The following is an 18,141-nucleotide window of genomic DNA, read 5'->3' on the forward strand; positions in this document are numbered from 1 at the left end:
ATGGTTTCAAAAAATATCAACGTTTTCATTAAGATATATTCTATAAAAATAAACATAACATATAAATCAATAAAAAATAAAATATTGAAAAATAAAGGAATTTAAGACTTTAAAATACAGTATACCTGTATACAAAATTCTTTAAAAATCAGAATGTAAGTTACAAAAAAATAAATGTGAAAACGTATTCATAAAAAGGGTAAAAACGATAGAATTAAAATCTATACATTCAAAATAAGTAAGAAAATTGAAGAAATGAAGAATGTAAAATGCAAAATTGAGCGTTTGAAAATTGACAAAAGCCCAAAATATAAATATAATAAATGTAATCGTATAATAATATTTAAAATTTTGGCCAATTTCAAAAGGACAGGTGGTGAAGAGATGTCATCAATTGAATTAATGAAAGTGATTAGTGAAACAGAAGAACAGGCCGACAAAATCAGAAAGGATGGTGTTCAGAGTGCAAAGCAGGTAGTGAATGATGCAAACAGAAAAGCATCATTTATAATATCTGATGCAGAAGAACAGGCAGATGCGGAGTATAGAAGTGCAATACGGAAAGCTGAAAAAGAAGCTGAAGAAATGTACAATGGTATACTTGATAAGACATCTGAAAAGTGTAAGGTGATTTTAGCTGAAGCAGATGAAAAAATCGCTGCTGGAGCAAAGGTTGTTCTAGAAAGGATTGTGAAGTCTAATGTCAATAGTTAAAATGAAAAAACTTTCTGTCATAGGACTAAGCACAAAAAAAGAGGAAATCATAAAACGCCTTATGGATCTTGGTGTTGTAGAAATCAGTCTTCAGGACAAGAAGCTTCTTGATTCTGAATGGGCTGATATTGTTACAAAAGATGGCAATGATGACGAAGTAAGCAGGATAGATTCTGAAATACAGAAACTTTCGGTTGTACTGTCAACACTTGCTTCGTATGACAAAGGCAAGGCACCTCTTATAAATACAAGAAGGGCTGTAACAGGCAAAGAGTTCAAAAATATACTGGAAGGAAGCGATATAGAAAAGTCAGCTGATAAAGTATATGAACTTCATAATAGTCTTGTGGCATTGAAGGGACAGGAAAACAGAATAGAGACTAATATAATATCTCTTAAACCGTGGCTTTCATATGACATTCCGGTTGAAAAAACAGAAACCAGATGTACAGAAATACTGATGGGGGTTGTACCAGCAGTAACTGATTTTGAGCAGATGAGAAAATCTCTGGAGGAAGTTACAGAGTGCTCAGTATTGAAGCTTATTGGAAGTGATGCAGATCAGCATTATATATCACTGATAGCTTTAAAAGATGAGCTTGAAGATGTTCTTGATTCAGTTCGTCAGTATGGATTCAACAGAGTTAGTTTTTCAAATATGGAAGGGACACCTGCCCGGATAACAGGAAACTTTGAAAAAGAACTTGCAGAAATAGCAGTTGAAAAAGAAAAAGTAGAAAAACAGATAACTGAAATGGTCTCAGAAAGAAAAAACATAGAATGTCTTTATGATAAAAGAATAATAGAAAGAGATAGACAACGGATAAGAGGAAGGCTTCTTAACACTGAAGCAGCATTCTACTTTGACGGATATCTTCCTGAGGCTGCAGAAAAAAGTGTGGCTAAAGTACTTGAAGAAAACGAATGTTACTACAAGTTTGCAGAAACTGAAGAAGGAGAGGACGTTCCGGTATTACTTCACAATACAGGATTTGCATATCCTTTTGAGGCAATAACAAATCTTTATGCATTACCGGATTATAAAGAGGTTGACCCGACAAAATGGTTGGCACCTTTCTACTTTATATTCTTCGGTCTTATGCTTAGTGATGCAGCATATGGAATAATAATGACCGTAGCGTGCTTCATACTAAACAAAAAATTCAGACTTGAAGGAATGATGAAAAAACTTATAAATCTTTTCTTCTGGTGTGGTATTTCTACAACTATATGGGGTGCATTATTTGGAGGTTGGTTTGGAGATCTTCCAACAGTGGCAGCAAAAACATTCTTTGGAATAGATAATTTTGCAATAGATCCTATATGGTTTAACCCGGTAAATGACCCTATGAAACTTCTTATATTCTCATTCATACTTGGTGGAATACATCTTTTCCTAGGAATGGGAATACAGGCTTATATGCTTGTGAAAGATGGAAAGGCTATAGATGCTATATGTGATATAGGATTATGGTATGTACTTCTTATAGGTCTTGTGTTATTCGGAGTTGGAGCAAATCTTGCACCAGCTGCAGTAACAGTAGGTAAATATATGTCTATAGTTGGAGCTTTGGGACTTTTATTTACTGGAGGAAGAAAGAAAAAAGGTATATTCGGAAAGATTACTGGAGGACTTGGAAGTTTATACAACATAACTTCATATCTTGCAGATATACTATCTTATTCAAGACTTCTTGCGCTTGGTCTTGCCACTGGAGTTATAGCACAGGTTATAAATACCATGGGAAGCCTTGCAGGCGGAGGAATAAAAGGATCAATAATACTAATAATAGTAGCTGTCTTCGGACACATATTCAATATAGCAATAAACGCGCTGGGAAGTTTCGTACATGCCAGCAGATTACAGTATGTTGAGTTCTTCGGCAAATTCTATACAGGCGGAGGAACAGCATTTGAACCATTCTATAAAAAGACTAAATATGTCGACATAGTTAAGGAGGAAGAATAATATGTCAATCGGTACAATGTTAGCAATTTTAGGAGCATCATTAGCAGCAATAGCAGGTATAGGTAGTGCAATAGGTGTAGGTATAGCAGGTGAGGCAGCAGCTGGAGTAGTTGCAGAGGATCCAAAGAAATTCGGTCAGACACTTATCATGCAGGCACTTCCTGGTACACAGGGAATATACGGATTACTTATAGCTTTCATAATAATGCTTAAGATAGGTCTTATGGGTGGAAGCGGAGTTATGGAACTTACAGTAGCACAGGGTGCAGCAGTACTTGCAGCAGCAGCACCAATAGGATTAGTCGGAGTATTCTCAGCTATAGCACAGGGAAAAGCAGCAGCAGCTGGTATAATGCTTATAGCTAGAAAACCTGAAGAACTTGCAAAAGGTATGATATATGCAGCAATGGTTGAAACATATGCCGTTTTAGCATTACTTGTATCTTTCTTAATGTTAAATGCAATAAGCTTCTAATAAGACAGTAACAGTTTAAGGATGTGGATATAATGAGTATTGAAAAAATAACAGAAAAAATACTTTCTGAAGCTCAGGAATTTGCAGATTCTGCTGTTGCTGAAGCAAAGATGCAGGGAGAAGCTATTGAAAAAAGAGCAGGTGAAGATGCTGAAAAAATACTTCTTGATGTCCAGACAAAAATAAAAGAGGAAACTGAAAAAGTATTCAACAGAAGAAATTCTCTTGCACAGCTTGAAACAAGAAAAATGCTTCTTAAAGCAAAGCAGGATGCAGTAAATAAATGCTTCGAAAGAGCTATGGAAGAATTTGAAAAAATGGGTAAAAAAGAATACACATCTTTCCTTGCAGATACACTAAAAAATATAGGCGTTGATGAAGGTGAAGTATTATTTAACCCTAAGGATGCTGAAAATATAGCTGAAAAAGTTATAGAGAAAGCAAACAAAGACGGAAAGAATTTCCGCGTAAGTGAGAAAAATATAGATGCAAAAGGTGGATTCAAAGTTGTATCTGGAAAAGTTGAAATAACAGCAACAATTGAATCTATGATAGATGATATAAAAGAAGAAATAACACCTGATGTGGTAAAGGCATTGTTCAACTAGAACACAAGGCTTATCCACTTTAAAGAAAGGGGATTGATCAATTTGGCAAAGATTAATAACAGAGATTATGTATTTGCCACTGCCTGTGTACGAAGCGGAGAAAAAAATATGCTTAGCCACGACAAAATCGAAAAAATGGTGGAAAGTAAAAGTCCGGAGGATGCTTTAAAAGTTCTTACAGAACTTGAATACGGAGCAGTTTCTGAGGATGTTTCACCAGAAGAGTTTGAAAAGCTTCTTACACGGGAGCACAAAAGAACATACGAATTTGTAAGGTCTATAGTACACGATTCAAAATATTTTAATCTGTTCCTTTATCCATCGGATTATCACAATATAAAAGTGATACTGAAAGCGGAATTTCTTGGAACAGACCCTGAACCATTTTTTATGGGCAGTGGAACAATAGATCCTCAGACACTTCTTGTTATGGTAAGAGACAGAAATTTTGTAGGAATGACATCAAACATGAAGGATGCCATAGAAGAGGTTCTGGATGTATTCGGTAGAACAAAGGATCCTCAGCAGGTAGATGTAATACTTGATAAAGCATGTTACAAAGATATGTCACTGCTTGCTGAACAGTCTGAAAATCAATATCTAAAAGGATATGTAAAACTTCTTATAGACACAATAAATCTTAGAATATTTGTCAGAATGAGACAGATGAACAAAAGCTGGGATTTCTTCTCAAAAGTGTTTATAGAAGGTGGAAATATAACTGAAAAATTCTTTATCGGTGGATATGATGAGCCGTTTGAGAGTTTTGCTGAAAAGCTTGGTGCATATGGACTTTCTGAAGTTCTTTCAGAAAGCGCTCCAATGCTTAAAGAAAAAGGAAGTTTCACAATGCTTGAGAAAATGTGTGATAATCGCCTTATGGATTATGTCAAAGATTCAAAATATAAATCTTTTGGAATTGAGGCGGTTGTCGGATATATACTTGCTAAAGAGAATGAAATAAAATCTGCAAGAATAATAATGGCAGGAAAACTTGCAGGACTTCCATCAGATAGAATAAGAGAAAGGCTGAGAGAAAGTTATGTATAAAATAGGAGTAATAGGAGACAGAGACAGTGTTATAGGCTTCAAAGCAGTTGGACTTGATACGTTTCCATGCTCAGGTGCAGCTGAAGCCAAAAAGGTTCTTGAAGAACTTGTAGCTGAAGAAAGCTATGCCATAATTTACATAACTGAAGGATTATGTAAGGATATGACTGAGGAAATCGACAGCTACAAATCTCTTATAACACCTGCAATAATACCTATACCAGGAATAGAAGGAAGTCTGGGAATAGGAATAGCAGGTGTGAAGAAGAATGTTGAAAAGGCCGTAGGAGCCGACATTCTATTCGGTGACAATTAAGAATCCAAATTATTAATTATATGATTAATATAGAAAGAAACGGTGATGAAATGAACCAGGGAAGAGTTGTTAAAGTATCTGGACCACTTGTCATAGCAGAAGGAATGCAGGATGCAAATATGTTTGACGTGGTTCGTGTCTCTGAACAGGGACTTATAGGTGAAATAATAGAGATGCGTGGAGACAAAGCATCTATACAGGTATATGAAGAGACTGCAGGTCTTGGACCTGGTACTCCGGTTGTATCTACTCACGCTCCACTTAGTGTTGAGCTTGGACCGGGTATGATAGAGAATATGTACGACGGAATACAGCGTCCACTTGAAAAAATGGTTGAGCGGGCAGGTCCTAATATATCAAGAGGTATACAGGTTCCAGCGCTTGACAGAGAGAAAAAATGGACTTTTGTACCAACAGTTTCAGTAGGAGATACTGTTGAACCTGGAGATGTAATAGGAACAGTTCAGGAAACAGTTGTAGTTGAACTTAAAATCATGGTTCCTGTTGGAGTAAAAGGTGTAGTTTCTGAAATAAAATCAGGAGATTTTACAGTTGAAGAAACAGTATGTGTTGTAAAACTTGAAGATGGAACAGAAAAAGAACTTTCTATGATGCAGAAATGGCCAGTCCGTGTAAGCAGACCATACAAGGAAAAACTTGTTCCTGATATGCCTCTTGTAACAGGACAGAGGGTTATAGATACAATGTTCCCTATAGCAAAAGGTGGAGTTGCAGCAGTTCCGGGACCTTTCGGAAGTGGTAAGACAGTTGTTCAGCACCAGCTTGCTAAATGGGCAGATGCAGAAATAGTTGTATATATAGGATGTGGAGAGCGTGGAAACGAGATGACAGACGTTCTTCGTGAATTCCCTGAACTTCAGGACCCTAAAACTGGCGAATCATTAATGAAGAGAACTATACTTATAGCAAATACTTCAGACATGCCGGTTGCAGCCCGTGAAGCATCTATATATACAGGTATAACAATAGCAGAATACTTCAGAGATATGGGATATTCGGTAGCTCTTATGGCAGACTCTACATCAAGATGGGCAGAGGCTCTTCGTGAAATGTCAGGACGTCTTGAAGAGATGCCAGGTGAAGAGGGTTACCCGGCATACCTTGGATCTCGTCTTGCTCAGTTCTATGAAAGAGCAGGTAGAGTAATAAGTTTAGGATCTAATGGCAGAGAAGGTGCACTATCAGCTATAGGTGCCGTTTCACCTCCAGGAGGAGATACATCTGAACCGGTATCACAGGCTACACTTCGTATAGTAAAAGCTTTCTGGGGACTAGACAGTGAACTTGCATACAAGCGTCACTTCCCAGCTATAAACTGGTTAACAAGTTATTCTCTATATGTTGACAGACTTAATCAGTGGTTTGATAAAAATGTAAATAAAAACTGGTCTGCACACAGAGCTGATGCGATGAAACTTCTTCAGGAGGAAGCAGAACTTCAGGAAATAGTACAGCTTGTAGGTGTGGATGCACTTTCATTTGCAGATAGATTAAAACTTGAAGTATCAAGAACAATACGTGAAGACTATCTTCATCAGAATGCTTTCCATGAGGTGGATACATACTCTTCACTTAATAAGCAGTTCCTTCTTTTAAAACTTATAATGCAGTTCTATCATAAGAGTGCAGAAGCAATAGAAAACGGAGCTGATTTCAACAAAATAGTAGAGCTTCCTGTAAGAGAAAGAATAGGAAGATTCAAATACGTAGAAGAAAAAGATATAGATGATGCATATGCATCAATAGAAGAAGAAATGTTAAGTTGCTTAGCGGATCTGACAGCTAAGGAGGTGGAGTAATTGATAAAAGAGTATAAAACTATTGCAGAAGTGGCAGGACCGCTGATGCTTGTAAAAGACGTAGAAGGTGTAACATATGATGAACTTGGAGAAATAGAGCTTCCATCTGGTGAGAAAAGAAGATGTAAGGTTCTTGAAATAAACGGAAGAAATGCTCTTGTTCAGTTATTCGAAAACTCTGCAGGAATAAACCTTGCAGAAAGTAAAGTCAAGTTCCTTGGACATGGTATGGAACTTGCAGTATCAGAAGAAATGCTAGGTAGGGTATTTGACGGTATGGGTAGACCAAAAGATGGTGGACCAGAAATAATACCTGAAATGAAACTTGATATAAACGGATTACCTATGAACCCTGCAGCAAGAGACTATCCGTCAGAGTTTATACAGACAGGTGTATCTGCAATAGATGGACTTAATACACTTGTTAGAGGACAGAAACTGCCTATATTCTCAGGATCAGGTCTTCCTCATGCAGAGCTTGCATCTCAGATAGCTCGTCAGGCTCAGGTTTTAAACAGTGAATCAAACTTCGCGGTTGTATTCGCTGCAATGGGTATAACATACGAAGAGGCAGACTACTTCGTATCTGACTTCAAAAGAACAGGTGCCATAGATAGAACAGTTCTATTTATGAACCTTGCAAATGACCCTGCTGTTGAGCGTATATCTACTCCACGTATGGCGCTTACAGCTGCTGAGTACCTTGCATTTGAAAAAGGAATGCACGTACTTGTAATACTTACAGACATAACAAACTACGCAGAGGCTCTTCGTGAGGTATCTGCTGCACGTAAAGAGGTTCCAGGTAGAAGAGGATATCCAGGATATCTATATACTGACCTTGCTACAATGTATGAGAGAGCTGGTAGAAAAATAGGATGTGAAGGATCAATAACAATGATACCTATACTAACAATGCCAGAGGATGACAAAACTCATCCAATACCAGACCTTACAGGATATATCACAGAGGGACAGATAATACTTTCTCGTGAACTTTACAGAAAAGGTATAACTCCTCCAATAGACGTTTTACCATCACTATCTCGTCTTAAAGACAAAGGTATAGGTAAAGGTAAGACAAGAGAAGACCATGCGGATACAATGAACCAGCTTTTCGCAGGTTATGCACGTGGTAAAGAATGTAAAGAGCTTATGTCAATACTTGGAGAGGCAGCTCTTACTGAAATAGATAAAAAATATGCCAGATTTGCAGATGCTTTTGAAAAAGAATATGTAAATCAGGGATATGAAACAAACAGATCTATAATAGAAACTCTTGAAACAGGATGGAAACTACTTACAATACTTCCTAAGAGTGAGTTAAAACGTATAAAAGATGCCAATATAGAAAAATATTATCCTGAAAAAACATATGACGGAGATGCTAAATAAAAGAAGGGGGTAGTAATATGGCAAGACTTAATGTAAATCCTACCAGAATGGTGCTTGCTTCTTTGAAAAAGCGTCTCAATGTTGCCAGCAGAGGACATAAACTTCTAAAAGACAAACGTGACGAGCTTATGAAAACTTTCCTTGACCTTGCAAGAGAAAACAAGGTACTAAGAGAAGAAGTTGAAAGTATGATAGATGGAGTATATCAGAACTTTGCAATAGCAAATGCAGTAATGTCGTCACAGGCTGTTGAAGAGGCACTTATGTATCCAAAGCAGGGTGTAATAGTAAATGTCGACAAGAAAAATGTAATGAGTGTTGATGTACCTGTATTTGATTTTGAAACTACTACAAATGATGTTACAGATATATACTCATACGGTTTTGCAACAACTTCAGGAGAACTGGATGCCGCAATAAGTGAACTTTCAAGGGTATTCCCTGTTATGCTTAAACTTGCAGCCATGGAGAAGGAAGCAAATCTTCTTGCCGATGAAATCGAAAAAACAAGACGTCGTGTTAATGCTCTTGAATATGTTATGATACCTAAGCTTCAGGAAACTATAAGATATATAACAATGAAGCTTGATGAAAACGAAAGAGGTAATCAGACAAGACTTATGAAAGTAAAAGACATGATGCTTCAGGAAGCTATCGAAGAAAAACAGGCGTTTGACGAAGCAGTGTACAACGAATACAAAAACAGTAATTCGTAAATATACGATAATTTATAGACCTTCAGAATATGCAAATAATATTCTGAAGGTCTTTTTTGCTTTGTATATAAGTAGTATATATTGAAAAAATTAATATATATATTTTCATTTCAGCAAAGATGTACACGTTATGTTAGAAAGGTGATATAATATAGAATGGTATAAACCTGAAGTACTCAGGTTTATATTATTTTAATGACATTTTATATATGGAATATGACAAAGTATATTTGTTAAGTGGAGGTATTTAATGAAAAACAACAAGACAAAAATGATGGTAATGACATCTATATTCTCGGCATTTATAACTATTGGAGGTTTCATAAAGATACCTTTACCAAACTTTGAATATATTACACTAAGGTTAATGTTTGTAATAATGGCGGGATTCATACTTGGAGAAAAGTGGGGAGCAATAGCTTCTGCAATACATGTTATACTGGGGCTTGTAGGATTCCCTGTATTTGCCTCAGGTGGAGGTTTAGGTTATGTACTGAAGCCATCATTTGGATATATAATAGGATTTATATCAGCAGGATATATCAGCGGATATGTTTATAGAAAAATAGGCAAAACAGATTTTAAATCATCTGCAATAGCAGCTGTATCGGCTATGTTATCTATGTATGTAATAGGTCTTGCATATAAATTTATGATACTTAGTAGTGTCAGTGATGTAACTGAACCAATTTATATACTTATGTTTGCATCTCTTCCGATAGAGATTCCAGGAGATCTGCTTCTGGCTTTAGCTGCAGCTTTTGCAAATGTAAAATTTTCAAAAATAATTTCCAGACATCCGGAACTAAAAATATAGAAATTAATTTTAAAGGGAGGTTTTTATGTGAGACGTGTACATTTAATGAATGAATTCAAAAGACTTTTTTCTATTAAGTCGGATCAGGCGGAAAATGAGGAAATAAAACAGAGAATCGATGAAGCCTCTGCAATAAGCGGAACAAATCTATGGATACTGATAATGGCAATATTCATAGCATCCATAGGGCTAAATGTAAACAGTACGGCTGTTATAATAGGTGCAATGCTTATATCACCTCTTATGGGAGGAATAATAAGTATCGGGTACGGATTTGCAATGGATGATGTAGAGCATATAAAACGCTCACTTACAAATTTTGGTATTCAGGTATTTATAAGTATTATAGTAAGTGTAATATATTTCACAGTGAGTCCTTTATCTGAAGCAAAATCAGAACTTCTTGCAAGAATAAGTCCAACTATATGGGATGTTCTTATCGCTGTATTTGCAGGAACTGCAGGACTTATAGCACTTACAAGAAAAGATAGAGTAAGCAATGTTGTTCCTGGAACAGCAATAGCAACAGCACTTATGCCACCATTGTGTACTGTTGGATATGGTATTGCGGAAGGAAAATGGAATTTTATACTTGGAGCGGCATATCTTTTCTTTATAAACTCATTTTTTATATGTCTTGTAAGTTCGCTTGGTTTCCATTTTATGAAGGTTGTCGATCCTTCACAGGAAAAAAAGGGTAGCAAAAAACATATTATATTCTGGAGTTTTGTAATAATATCCATACTTCCAAGTGTGTATGTGGCATGGAATATAGTAAACGAAACAATTACCCAGAACAACTATAAAAACTTTATAAACTCACAGTTCAGATTTGAAAAGACACAGGTATTCAGCGACAAGATTGACATGGAGAGAAAGAAAATAGATGTTGTACTTATTGGAGAAAAAATTTCAGATTCAGAAATAGAAGAAATAAAAGAAAACAGAAATGCATACGAACTGGAAAAATATAAAGTAAATGTAGAACAGATGGCAGTGTCAGAAGGTGTAACAGAGGACGAAATAAAGAATATTCTTCGGGGAGGAAAAACTGTCAATCTGAACGGTGAAGAAATACCAATATCTGAAATAATACATGATTCAGATGGATATGACGAAGTCAAAAATGAGCTTATGATTCTATATCCTGAAATTGAAGAGGCCGGAATAGCACAGATGAGGGATAAAGATGGCGAGGAAACAAAAGCACTGATAATCAAAAGTCAGAATGAACTGGATTCAGAGAATCTTGATATAATAAAAAAATGGATAAAAGAAAAAACCGGTTCGGAAATGGAAATAATACAGTCTATAGATACTGTAACAGAATAGAATAAAGAAGAGTTGGTAGCATGATAAAAAGAATAAAACAGTTCTATATAAATCTTACGGATAGATACGGGGAAAAGGATGATTTATTTGTCAGGAGTATACTTGATGATTATGAGTATTCTCTTTTCAGTAAACTTTCTGGATCGGAGAAAAAACATAGTGTAAGAGTAGCTAATGAAATAAAAAGAATTTCCCGGGAAAAGAATATTTCTGATACTTTGCTTATAAAGGCAGCGTTGCTTCACGACATAGGTAAAAGCAGAAAAAGAATAAATATAATAGATAAATCCATAATAGTGATTTTAAATAGTATAACATCCGGAAAACTCAGAAATATTAATACAGCAAAAGTACAGTGTTACTATAATCATTCGGAATACAGCTATGACATGCTGAAAGATTATGAAGATAATGAAAGATTATTGTATATCATAAAAAATCATCACAGGGATATATATGATGATGAGGAAATGATGATATTTCAATTTGCTGATGATAAAAGCTAGGAAAAGGAGGGATAATATGCAGGAAATAAAAAATGCCATAGATGAAGTACTATCGTCAAAGCTTATAAAGGCAGTTATAAGCAATAACAAGGATAAAAATGCTGAATACAGAAAGATAGGAATAAATCTAAAGGAAAAATCAAATGGAGAAGAATTTTATCAGATAGAGAAATTTACACAAAAGCAGGTATTTCATGAAAATATATCAGAAAAAGAGCTGAATGATAAGTTTATGGAATTTATGGAAATGGGGTATAGACAGGCTGATATATGGTCTGAGGGAATAAATTTCAATATAAAAATATCTAAAAAAGGAAAGGTATTTATCGGTAAAAAAAGAACAGATAATTCCTCTGTAGCTCAAAAGACAAAACAGCATAACAAGAAAAAGGAATATATACTAAAAGAGGGAATGGATATACAGCCTCTTATAGATTTAGGGGTATTTACAAAAGATGGAAAAGTAGTAAATTCCAAATACGATAAATATAAGCAGATAAACAGATTTATAGAGCTGATAGATCATGAGATAAGAAAACAGAACTTTGAAGAGCTGACAATACTGGATTTTGGATGTGGAAAATCATATCTTACATTTGTTCTTTATTATTATTTTACAGAAATCAAGAAGATAAATGTAAACATGATAGGTCTCGATCTTAAGGAAGATGTTATAAAAAACTGCAATGAAATAGCCAAAAGATACGGATATAAAAATCTCAGATTTGAGATGGGTGATATAAACGGATACCGTTTCAACAATAAGGTAGATATGGTTATAACGCTGCATGCATGTGATACAGCTACAGATTATGCGCTTTATAATGCGGTTAAGTGGAATACGAAAATGATTTTCTCAGTTCCGTGCTGTCAGCATGAGCTTAATGCTCAGATGAAGCCTCAGAACCTTTCTATTTTATCCAACTATGGGATAATACAGGAAAGAGTTGCAGCTCTTATGACGGACTCAATAAGAGGAAATTTACTTGAAGCTGCGGGATATAGAACACAGTTGCTTGAGTTTATAGATATAGCTCATTCTCCAAAGAATATTCTCATAAGAGCGGTTAAGGGAAATATTTCTGAAGAGAAGAAAAATAAATGTATAGATGAGGTTGAAAAACTTATATCAGAGTTTTCTTTCAATCCTACACTTTATAAATTATTCAGGGAAGATGGAATAATATAGAGAAATGCAATGTAAACTTATATTATAATTAGGTTTACATTGCGTTTTTTTTATGGTATTATATACAAAAAGGTAAACCTTGATTAAATAAAAGTTTACAAAAAAGAATATAATGGAGGATTTTATGAATACAAAAAAAATGGTACTTTGTGCGATGTTTACCGCACTTACAGCGATAGGAGCGTTTATAAAAATACCACTGCCGTACTTTGAATATTTTACTCTTCAGCTTCTGTTTGTTATTATGTCAGGACTGATACTTGGCTCAAAACTTGGAGGACTTTCGGTTTTATTATATGTTGTAATAGGGCTTGTCGGTTTTCCTGTGTTTGCTGCCGGCGGGGGACCTGGATATATACTTAAACCCACTTTTGGATATCTTGTAGGATTTGTGGTGGCAGCGTATGTTACAGGATATATAGAAGAAAGAATAGAAAAAAAGAGTTTCAGGGCATCTATGGTGGCCAGTATCGCAGGAATGATAATAATATATGCGGTAGGTATAGCATACAAATATGTAATACTTAATGTAGTAACAAAAGTAGGCGTACCGCTTCCGGTTATGATAATGTCATCAGTGCCAATGGAAGTTCCAGGAGACATTATACTTTGTATAGCTGCATCAATTATAAATGTGAAATTCAGAAAACTTGCATCACTTCATCCGGAAATGAGAATAGAATAAAAACTGGGAGATGATAATATGAATACATATTCTGTGAAAGAACTTGCAGACAGAATAATAAATGGATATAGAGTAAACAGAGATGATATAGATAGAATAAAAAACTCTGATATAAATGAACTGTCAGAACATGCAGATAGAATAAGAAAGGAACTTTGTGGAAATGGATTCAGCCTATGTACAATAATAAATGGGAAAAGCGGAAGATGTAGTGAAAACTGTAAATTCTGTTCGCAGTCGTCTTTTTCTGCATGCGATATAGAAGTATACGATTTTATAGATGATAGTATTATTTCGGAATCTGCAAAGAAAAACAGAGATTCTGGTGTTGGAAGATTTTCAATAGTTACATCAGGAAGAAAATTATCCGGTCTGGATCTTAAAAAAGAAATAGAAGCATATAAAAAAATATCAGATAAAACTGATATAGGATTATGTGCATCAAATGGACTTCTGGGATATGATGAAATGATCCTTCTGAAAAAAGCCGGTGTAACAAGATATCATAACAACCTTGAAACATCCAGAAAATATTTTGAAAAAATATGTACAACGCATACATATGATGAAAAGATAAAAACGATAAAAGCTGCTCAGAATGCAGGAATGAGTGTATGCAGTGGTGGAATAATAGGAATGGGAGAAAATCTTGATGATAGGATAGATATGGCCTTTGAACTTAAAAATCTGGATGTGGATTCAGTTCCGGTAAATGTATTAAATCCGATACAGGGAACACCACTTGAAAATGTTACTTCTCTTGAATATGATGAAATCATAAGAACGATATCTATATTCAGATTTATACTTCCTGACAAAGTAATAAGACTGGCAGGTGGAAGGATATGTATGAATGATAGAGGAAAAAGGACTTTGAAAGCCGGTATAAACGGATTTATAACTGGAGATATGCTTACAACTGCAGGAGCAGGTATAAAAGACGACATATCAATGGTATCTGAAAATGGATTTGAGGTGATTAAATTTGAGTAGATATAAACCGATATTCATAATAGGTACTGATACAGACGTAGGAAAAACCTTTATAGCTGGGCAAATAGCAAGAGAATCTGTGAAAAGAGGGATAAAAACGGGTTATTACAAGGCTGCACTTAGTGGAGCAGAAACAATCAACTCAGAAATAGTACCAGGAGATGCAGTATATGTAGAAAAAAATGCATGTATAGACACAGCAGATAAGAAAAATTTTGAATACAAGGTATCTTACATTTTTGAAGAAGCTGTATCACCTCATCTGGCTTCGGAGATAAATAATGTGGATATTGATCTAAATATGATAAAAAATGACTACAAAAGACTTGAGTCAAAAGCTGATTTTACAATATGTGAAGGAAGTGGGGGTATAGTCTGTCCGATATATATAAAAGGAGACAAAAGGATATTCCTTGAAGATATAATAAAAGAACTTTCTGTAGACACCGTTCTTGTATCGGGTTCCGGCTTGGGAAGCATAAATTCTACAGTACTTACAGTGGAATATGCACAAAGCAAAGGCATAAATATAAAAGCCATAATAATGAACAGATTTGAAGGTAATAATATAATACACAAAGACAATATGAAAGTAATAGAAAATATGACAGGAATACCTGCATATATCTGTAAAGATGGAAGGATAGAAAACCGATTTTTTGAAAATGAAATATTTGTAGATTAATACTTAAATAGGGCTTTTTCAGCCCTATTTTTATGCCTAAAAAAGAAGAAAAGTAGAATATTCTGAATATACAAGTGAAATAAGTCTGCGAATATAGTATAATCTGTATAGAGTAACAATTTGGGGGCGATAAATATGCTTGAAAAACTAAATAAAATACTTAAACTTGCAAAAGAAAACGAAGAGTATAAAAAACTTCTTCTGGATTCTCAGAAGGAAGATGATGTAATGCAGGCTTTTTGCGATGCTGCATCAAAAATGGGAATAGAAATCAGTGTTGGTGATATTTTCCAGATAGAGGAGGAATTTTCATCAAATCTTTTAAAAAGCTGCAATGGTGGAGCGGTATATCCTATAGAATCATGGGGAGACTGGTATGATGACTTTTTTATAGAGCTTAGAAATTCAAAATAAATATTTTATTTATAGATATATAGATAAAAAATACAGTTTTTATAGATCAATATCAAAATAGAAAAGGGTGATAAGATGATAAGTATAATATCTCCATCTAAAACAATGAAAAAATCTATTGAATGGAGAAATACAATAAGCTGTGATGATGTAACATATCCGGCTCTTTATAAGCAATCAAATATAATATTGAAAGAGCTGAAAGGATATCTTGCTGAAGAGATAGCAGGTCTTATGAAAATAAATGAAAGGCTTGCACAACTTAATTACGCAAGATTTCAGAGAATTAAACCCATGACTGGAGATGAGAAAGGAATCTGCCATAAGAAAAGCCCGGCTGTATTTTCATACGATGGAATACAGTACAAGTCTATGATGCTTTCAGAAATGAGCAGAGAAAATATGGAATTTATGAACAGCCATATAAGAATATTGAGTGGATTTTATGGGATATTAAGACCACTTGATATGATTGATGAATATAGACTTGAGATGCAGACAAAAATAAAGATAAATGGTTGTTGTGGACTTTATTCATTCTGGAAAGATACTATAGCAGAGGAAATTATAAAAACTTCAGAGACAAAAGGTGTTGTTCTTAATCTTGCATCAAAAGAATACAGTAAAGCTGTGGAAAAATATATACTTTCATCTGGAATAAGATTTGTTGACTGTATATTTAAAGTTGAAAAAAATGGAAAACTTAAAGTTGAATCAACTGCATCTAAAAAGGGTAGAGGAGCTATGGTCAGATTTATATCAGAAAATCATATAGATGATATAGATGGTATAAAAAATTTCAAAGAAGATGGATTTGAATATTCAGAAGAAAACTCATCAGAAAATGAAATTGTATTTATAAAGAGATAAAATAGAGGTGAAGAAATGAAAATGACAGCAGCGGTCATAGCCGGAACTCCTGTAGATACAATGATGGGAGCACAGTTTCTTGAAAAAAAAGGAATAGATGCAATGTGCTTTCCGGTATCGGAAAATCCAATAAAACAGACGGAGTTTCAGGTTGCATCAGAAAGTGATAAAAAAGAAGTTATAAGAGAAATAATAGAGAGAATAAAATCAGAAAATATAGAGGATATATTTGTATACTGTAATTCATTAAGCGCATCGGTTGATATGGATGAACTTGCAAAAGAGGAAAACATAAGAATCATAACTCCTATGACAGTATATAAATCCGAAGCTGAAGGAAGAAAGAAAATAGGAGTAATTGCCGCAAATGCACAGGGGCTTTCAGGTATAGAAAAAGCTATTGTTGGAAAAAATCCGGAGTGTATTGTATCTGGAGTTTCATTTTTGCAGGCGGTTATAGACATAGAAAACGGAAGAAATCCGGAAGATATAATATATGACAATGGAATAAATCTTGCACTTGATATATTTAAAAAACAGGGAATGGAATGTATGATACTTGGATGTACCCATTTTCCGTATTTTGAAGAAAAACTTAAAAATATTTCAGAGATTGATATAATAAATCCATCTGAAAAAATGTATGAAATACTTATAAATAAATAAAAACAAAAGGATATCAGAATTATGCTGGAGACAAACTGGTTGTGACAGTTACAAATCAACATAAATACAGATATCCTTTTTATTTTCTGCTAAATTAATCTATCCATCCGAAATGCTTGCATGCATATTCTATACCATCTTCAGAAGAACTCTTTGTAACAAAGTCAGCTTTTGCCTTTAGCTCAGGTATAGCATTTCCCATCGCTATAGATGTCCACTCATCTCTGAACATTTTCAGATCGTTTGTATGATCTCCAAATACTACAACATCGCTGTATGGTGCATTGAAATGATCCATTATTTTCTTTATACCTACAGATTTATCATCCGGTTCAACAAAAAGGTACATATCAGAAAATCTTGCATATGGTAACACCTTAAGACCTTCTATTGTACTATCAACCTCTCTGTCACATCCTATATAAAGCTTGAAAAATTTGTCAAACTTGTTTATATCCAGGTCTTTATCAACTATTGTCTGCATATATGAATCATTTGCTCTATCATAAAAAGCCTGATATTTTGTATATCTTACTCTTGTATTATCAGGAGATACCGCCCATGGTATTTTCTTTTCTTCAAGTTCATCTACAAGAGAAAGACACTTTTCTCTGTCAAGTGGGTCTATACTGACAAGTTTGCCATCTAAAGTTATTCCATTACCACCATCGCTGACCATATTTTTAAAGCCAAGTTCATTGAGTATTTTTTCAGCCATTGCCTGACTTCTTCCTGTAGCTATAGCAAGAAAGTGACCTTTTTCCTCAAGAGCCTTAAGTGTTCTTTTGGTAGATTCAGGAACTATATGAGCTGGAAAGCCGGTAGTAAGAGTACCGTCTATGTCAAAGAAAAAATATTTTTTGTCGTTGTTTGAATTCATATTTTTACCTCTCTTAATAAGTGTTGTATAATAATATTGTT

General features: G+C 34.6%; 20 protein-coding genes. 19 read left to right on the forward strand and 1 reads right to left on the reverse strand.

Features of this window, described 5'->3' with window-relative positions; genetic code table 11:
• Nucleotides 1–384 precede the first annotated feature (384 nt).
• The 19 genes from EXD82_RS07670 to EXD82_RS07760 all read left to right on the forward strand — a co-directional run bounded on the left by EXD82_RS07670 (nt 385) and on the right by EXD82_RS07760 (nt 17,220).
• Nucleotides 385–714 carry a hypothetical protein gene (locus EXD82_RS07670; protein WP_142536330.1) on the forward strand — a complete coding sequence of 110 codons (330 nt, stop codon included), beginning with the start codon at nt 385–387 and terminating at the stop codon, nt 712–714.
• Nucleotides 701–2,683 carry a V-type ATP synthase subunit I gene (locus EXD82_RS07675; RefSeq protein WP_142536331.1) on the forward strand — a complete coding sequence of 661 codons (1,983 nt, stop codon included), beginning with the start codon at nt 701–703 and terminating at the stop codon, nt 2,681–2,683. Before EXD82_RS07670 ends, EXD82_RS07675 begins: the two co-directional genes overlap by 14 nt.
• Nucleotide 2,684: 1 nt before the next feature.
• Entirely contained in the window at nt 2,685–3,158 is a 474-nt protein-coding gene (locus tag EXD82_RS07680; protein ID WP_142536332.1) for a V-type ATP synthase subunit K, read from the forward strand.
• 32 nt (nt 3,159–3,190) lie between these two features.
• The gene (locus EXD82_RS07685; RefSeq protein ID WP_142536333.1) at nt 3,191–3,766 is read left to right on the forward strand and encodes a V-type ATP synthase subunit E; all 576 of its coding nucleotides are present in this window, start codon (nt 3,191–3,193) and stop codon (nt 3,764–3,766) included.
• Nucleotides 3,767–3,808: 42 nt separating this feature from the next.
• A complete protein-coding gene (locus EXD82_RS07690) occupies nt 3,809–4,816 on the forward strand; it encodes a V-type ATP synthase subunit C (protein WP_174919194.1) in 1,008 nt (335 codons plus the stop codon).
• Nucleotides 4,809–5,132, forward strand: a complete 324-nt coding sequence (locus EXD82_RS07695; protein WP_142536335.1) for a V-type ATP synthase subunit F — start codon at nt 4,809–4,811, stop codon at nt 5,130–5,132. Before EXD82_RS07690 ends, EXD82_RS07695 begins: the two co-directional genes overlap by 8 nt.
• Before the next feature lie 50 nt (nt 5,133–5,182).
• Nucleotides 5,183–6,952, forward strand: a complete 1,770-nt coding sequence (locus EXD82_RS07700) for a V-type ATP synthase subunit A (protein ID WP_142536374.1) — start codon at nt 5,183–5,185, stop codon at nt 6,950–6,952.
• Nucleotides 6,953–8,347 (forward strand): V-type ATP synthase subunit B, encoded by a 1,395-nt coding sequence (locus tag EXD82_RS07705; RefSeq protein WP_142536336.1) that lies wholly within the window; start codon nt 6,953–6,955, stop codon nt 8,345–8,347.
• Between the two features lie 17 nt (nt 8,348–8,364).
• Nucleotides 8,365–9,063, forward strand: a complete 699-nt coding sequence (locus EXD82_RS07710) for a V-type ATP synthase subunit D (protein ID WP_142536337.1) — start codon at nt 8,365–8,367, stop codon at nt 9,061–9,063.
• A gap of 250 nt (nt 9,064–9,313) precedes the next feature.
• Nucleotides 9,314–9,880, forward strand: coding sequence for a biotin transporter BioY (locus tag EXD82_RS07715; protein WP_142536338.1), 567 nt, complete (start codon nt 9,314–9,316; stop codon nt 9,878–9,880).
• 27 nt (nt 9,881–9,907) lie between these two features.
• The gene (locus EXD82_RS07720) at nt 9,908–11,212 is read left to right on the forward strand and encodes a DUF389 domain-containing protein (RefSeq protein WP_206668153.1); all 1,305 of its coding nucleotides are present in this window, start codon (nt 9,908–9,910) and stop codon (nt 11,210–11,212) included.
• A gap of 20 nt (nt 11,213–11,232) precedes the next feature.
• On the forward strand, nt 11,233–11,718 hold the full coding sequence (locus EXD82_RS07725) for an HD domain-containing protein (RefSeq protein ID WP_142536339.1): 486 nt from the start codon (nt 11,233–11,235) through the stop codon (nt 11,716–11,718).
• A 16-nt stretch (nt 11,719–11,734) separates the two neighbouring features.
• Nucleotides 11,735–12,907, forward strand: coding sequence for a class I SAM-dependent methyltransferase (locus EXD82_RS07730; RefSeq protein WP_142536340.1), 1,173 nt, complete (start codon nt 11,735–11,737; stop codon nt 12,905–12,907).
• A gap of 124 nt (nt 12,908–13,031) precedes the next feature.
• A complete protein-coding gene (locus tag EXD82_RS07735) occupies nt 13,032–13,592 on the forward strand; it encodes a biotin transporter BioY (protein WP_246082030.1) in 561 nt (186 codons plus the stop codon).
• Between the two features lie 18 nt (nt 13,593–13,610).
• Nucleotides 13,611–14,585 (forward strand): biotin synthase BioB, encoded by a 975-nt coding sequence (gene bioB, locus EXD82_RS07740; protein WP_142536342.1) that lies wholly within the window; start codon nt 13,611–13,613, stop codon nt 14,583–14,585.
• Complete coding sequence (gene bioD, locus EXD82_RS07745; protein WP_142536343.1) at nt 14,578–15,270, forward strand: dethiobiotin synthase; 693 nt, start codon at nt 14,578–14,580, stop codon at nt 15,268–15,270. The genes bioB and bioD overlap by 8 nt, the downstream gene beginning before the upstream one ends.
• A gap of 135 nt (nt 15,271–15,405) precedes the next feature.
• The gene (locus tag EXD82_RS07750) at nt 15,406–15,684 is read left to right on the forward strand and encodes a hypothetical protein (RefSeq protein ID WP_142536344.1); all 279 of its coding nucleotides are present in this window, start codon (nt 15,406–15,408) and stop codon (nt 15,682–15,684) included.
• Between the two features lie 75 nt (nt 15,685–15,759).
• Complete coding sequence (yaaA, locus tag EXD82_RS07755; RefSeq protein ID WP_142536345.1) at nt 15,760–16,554, forward strand: peroxide stress protein YaaA; 795 nt, start codon at nt 15,760–15,762, stop codon at nt 16,552–16,554.
• Between the two features lie 15 nt (nt 16,555–16,569).
• Nucleotides 16,570–17,220, forward strand: a complete 651-nt coding sequence (locus tag EXD82_RS07760) for an aspartate/glutamate racemase family protein (protein WP_246082031.1) — start codon at nt 16,570–16,572, stop codon at nt 17,218–17,220.
• 94 nt (nt 17,221–17,314) lie between these two features.
• Here EXD82_RS07760 and EXD82_RS07765 read toward each other — a convergent pair whose 3' ends face one another.
• Nucleotides 17,315–18,100, reverse strand: coding sequence for an HAD-IIB family hydrolase (locus EXD82_RS07765; RefSeq protein ID WP_142536346.1), 786 nt, complete (start codon nt 18,098–18,100; stop codon nt 17,315–17,317).
• Nucleotides 18,101–18,141: the final 41 nt, after the last annotated feature.

It is taken from the genome of Peptacetobacter hominis (genome assembly GCF_006861675.1).
Classification (GTDB): domain Bacteria; phylum Bacillota; class Clostridia; order Peptostreptococcales; family Peptostreptococcaceae; genus Peptacetobacter; species Peptacetobacter hominis.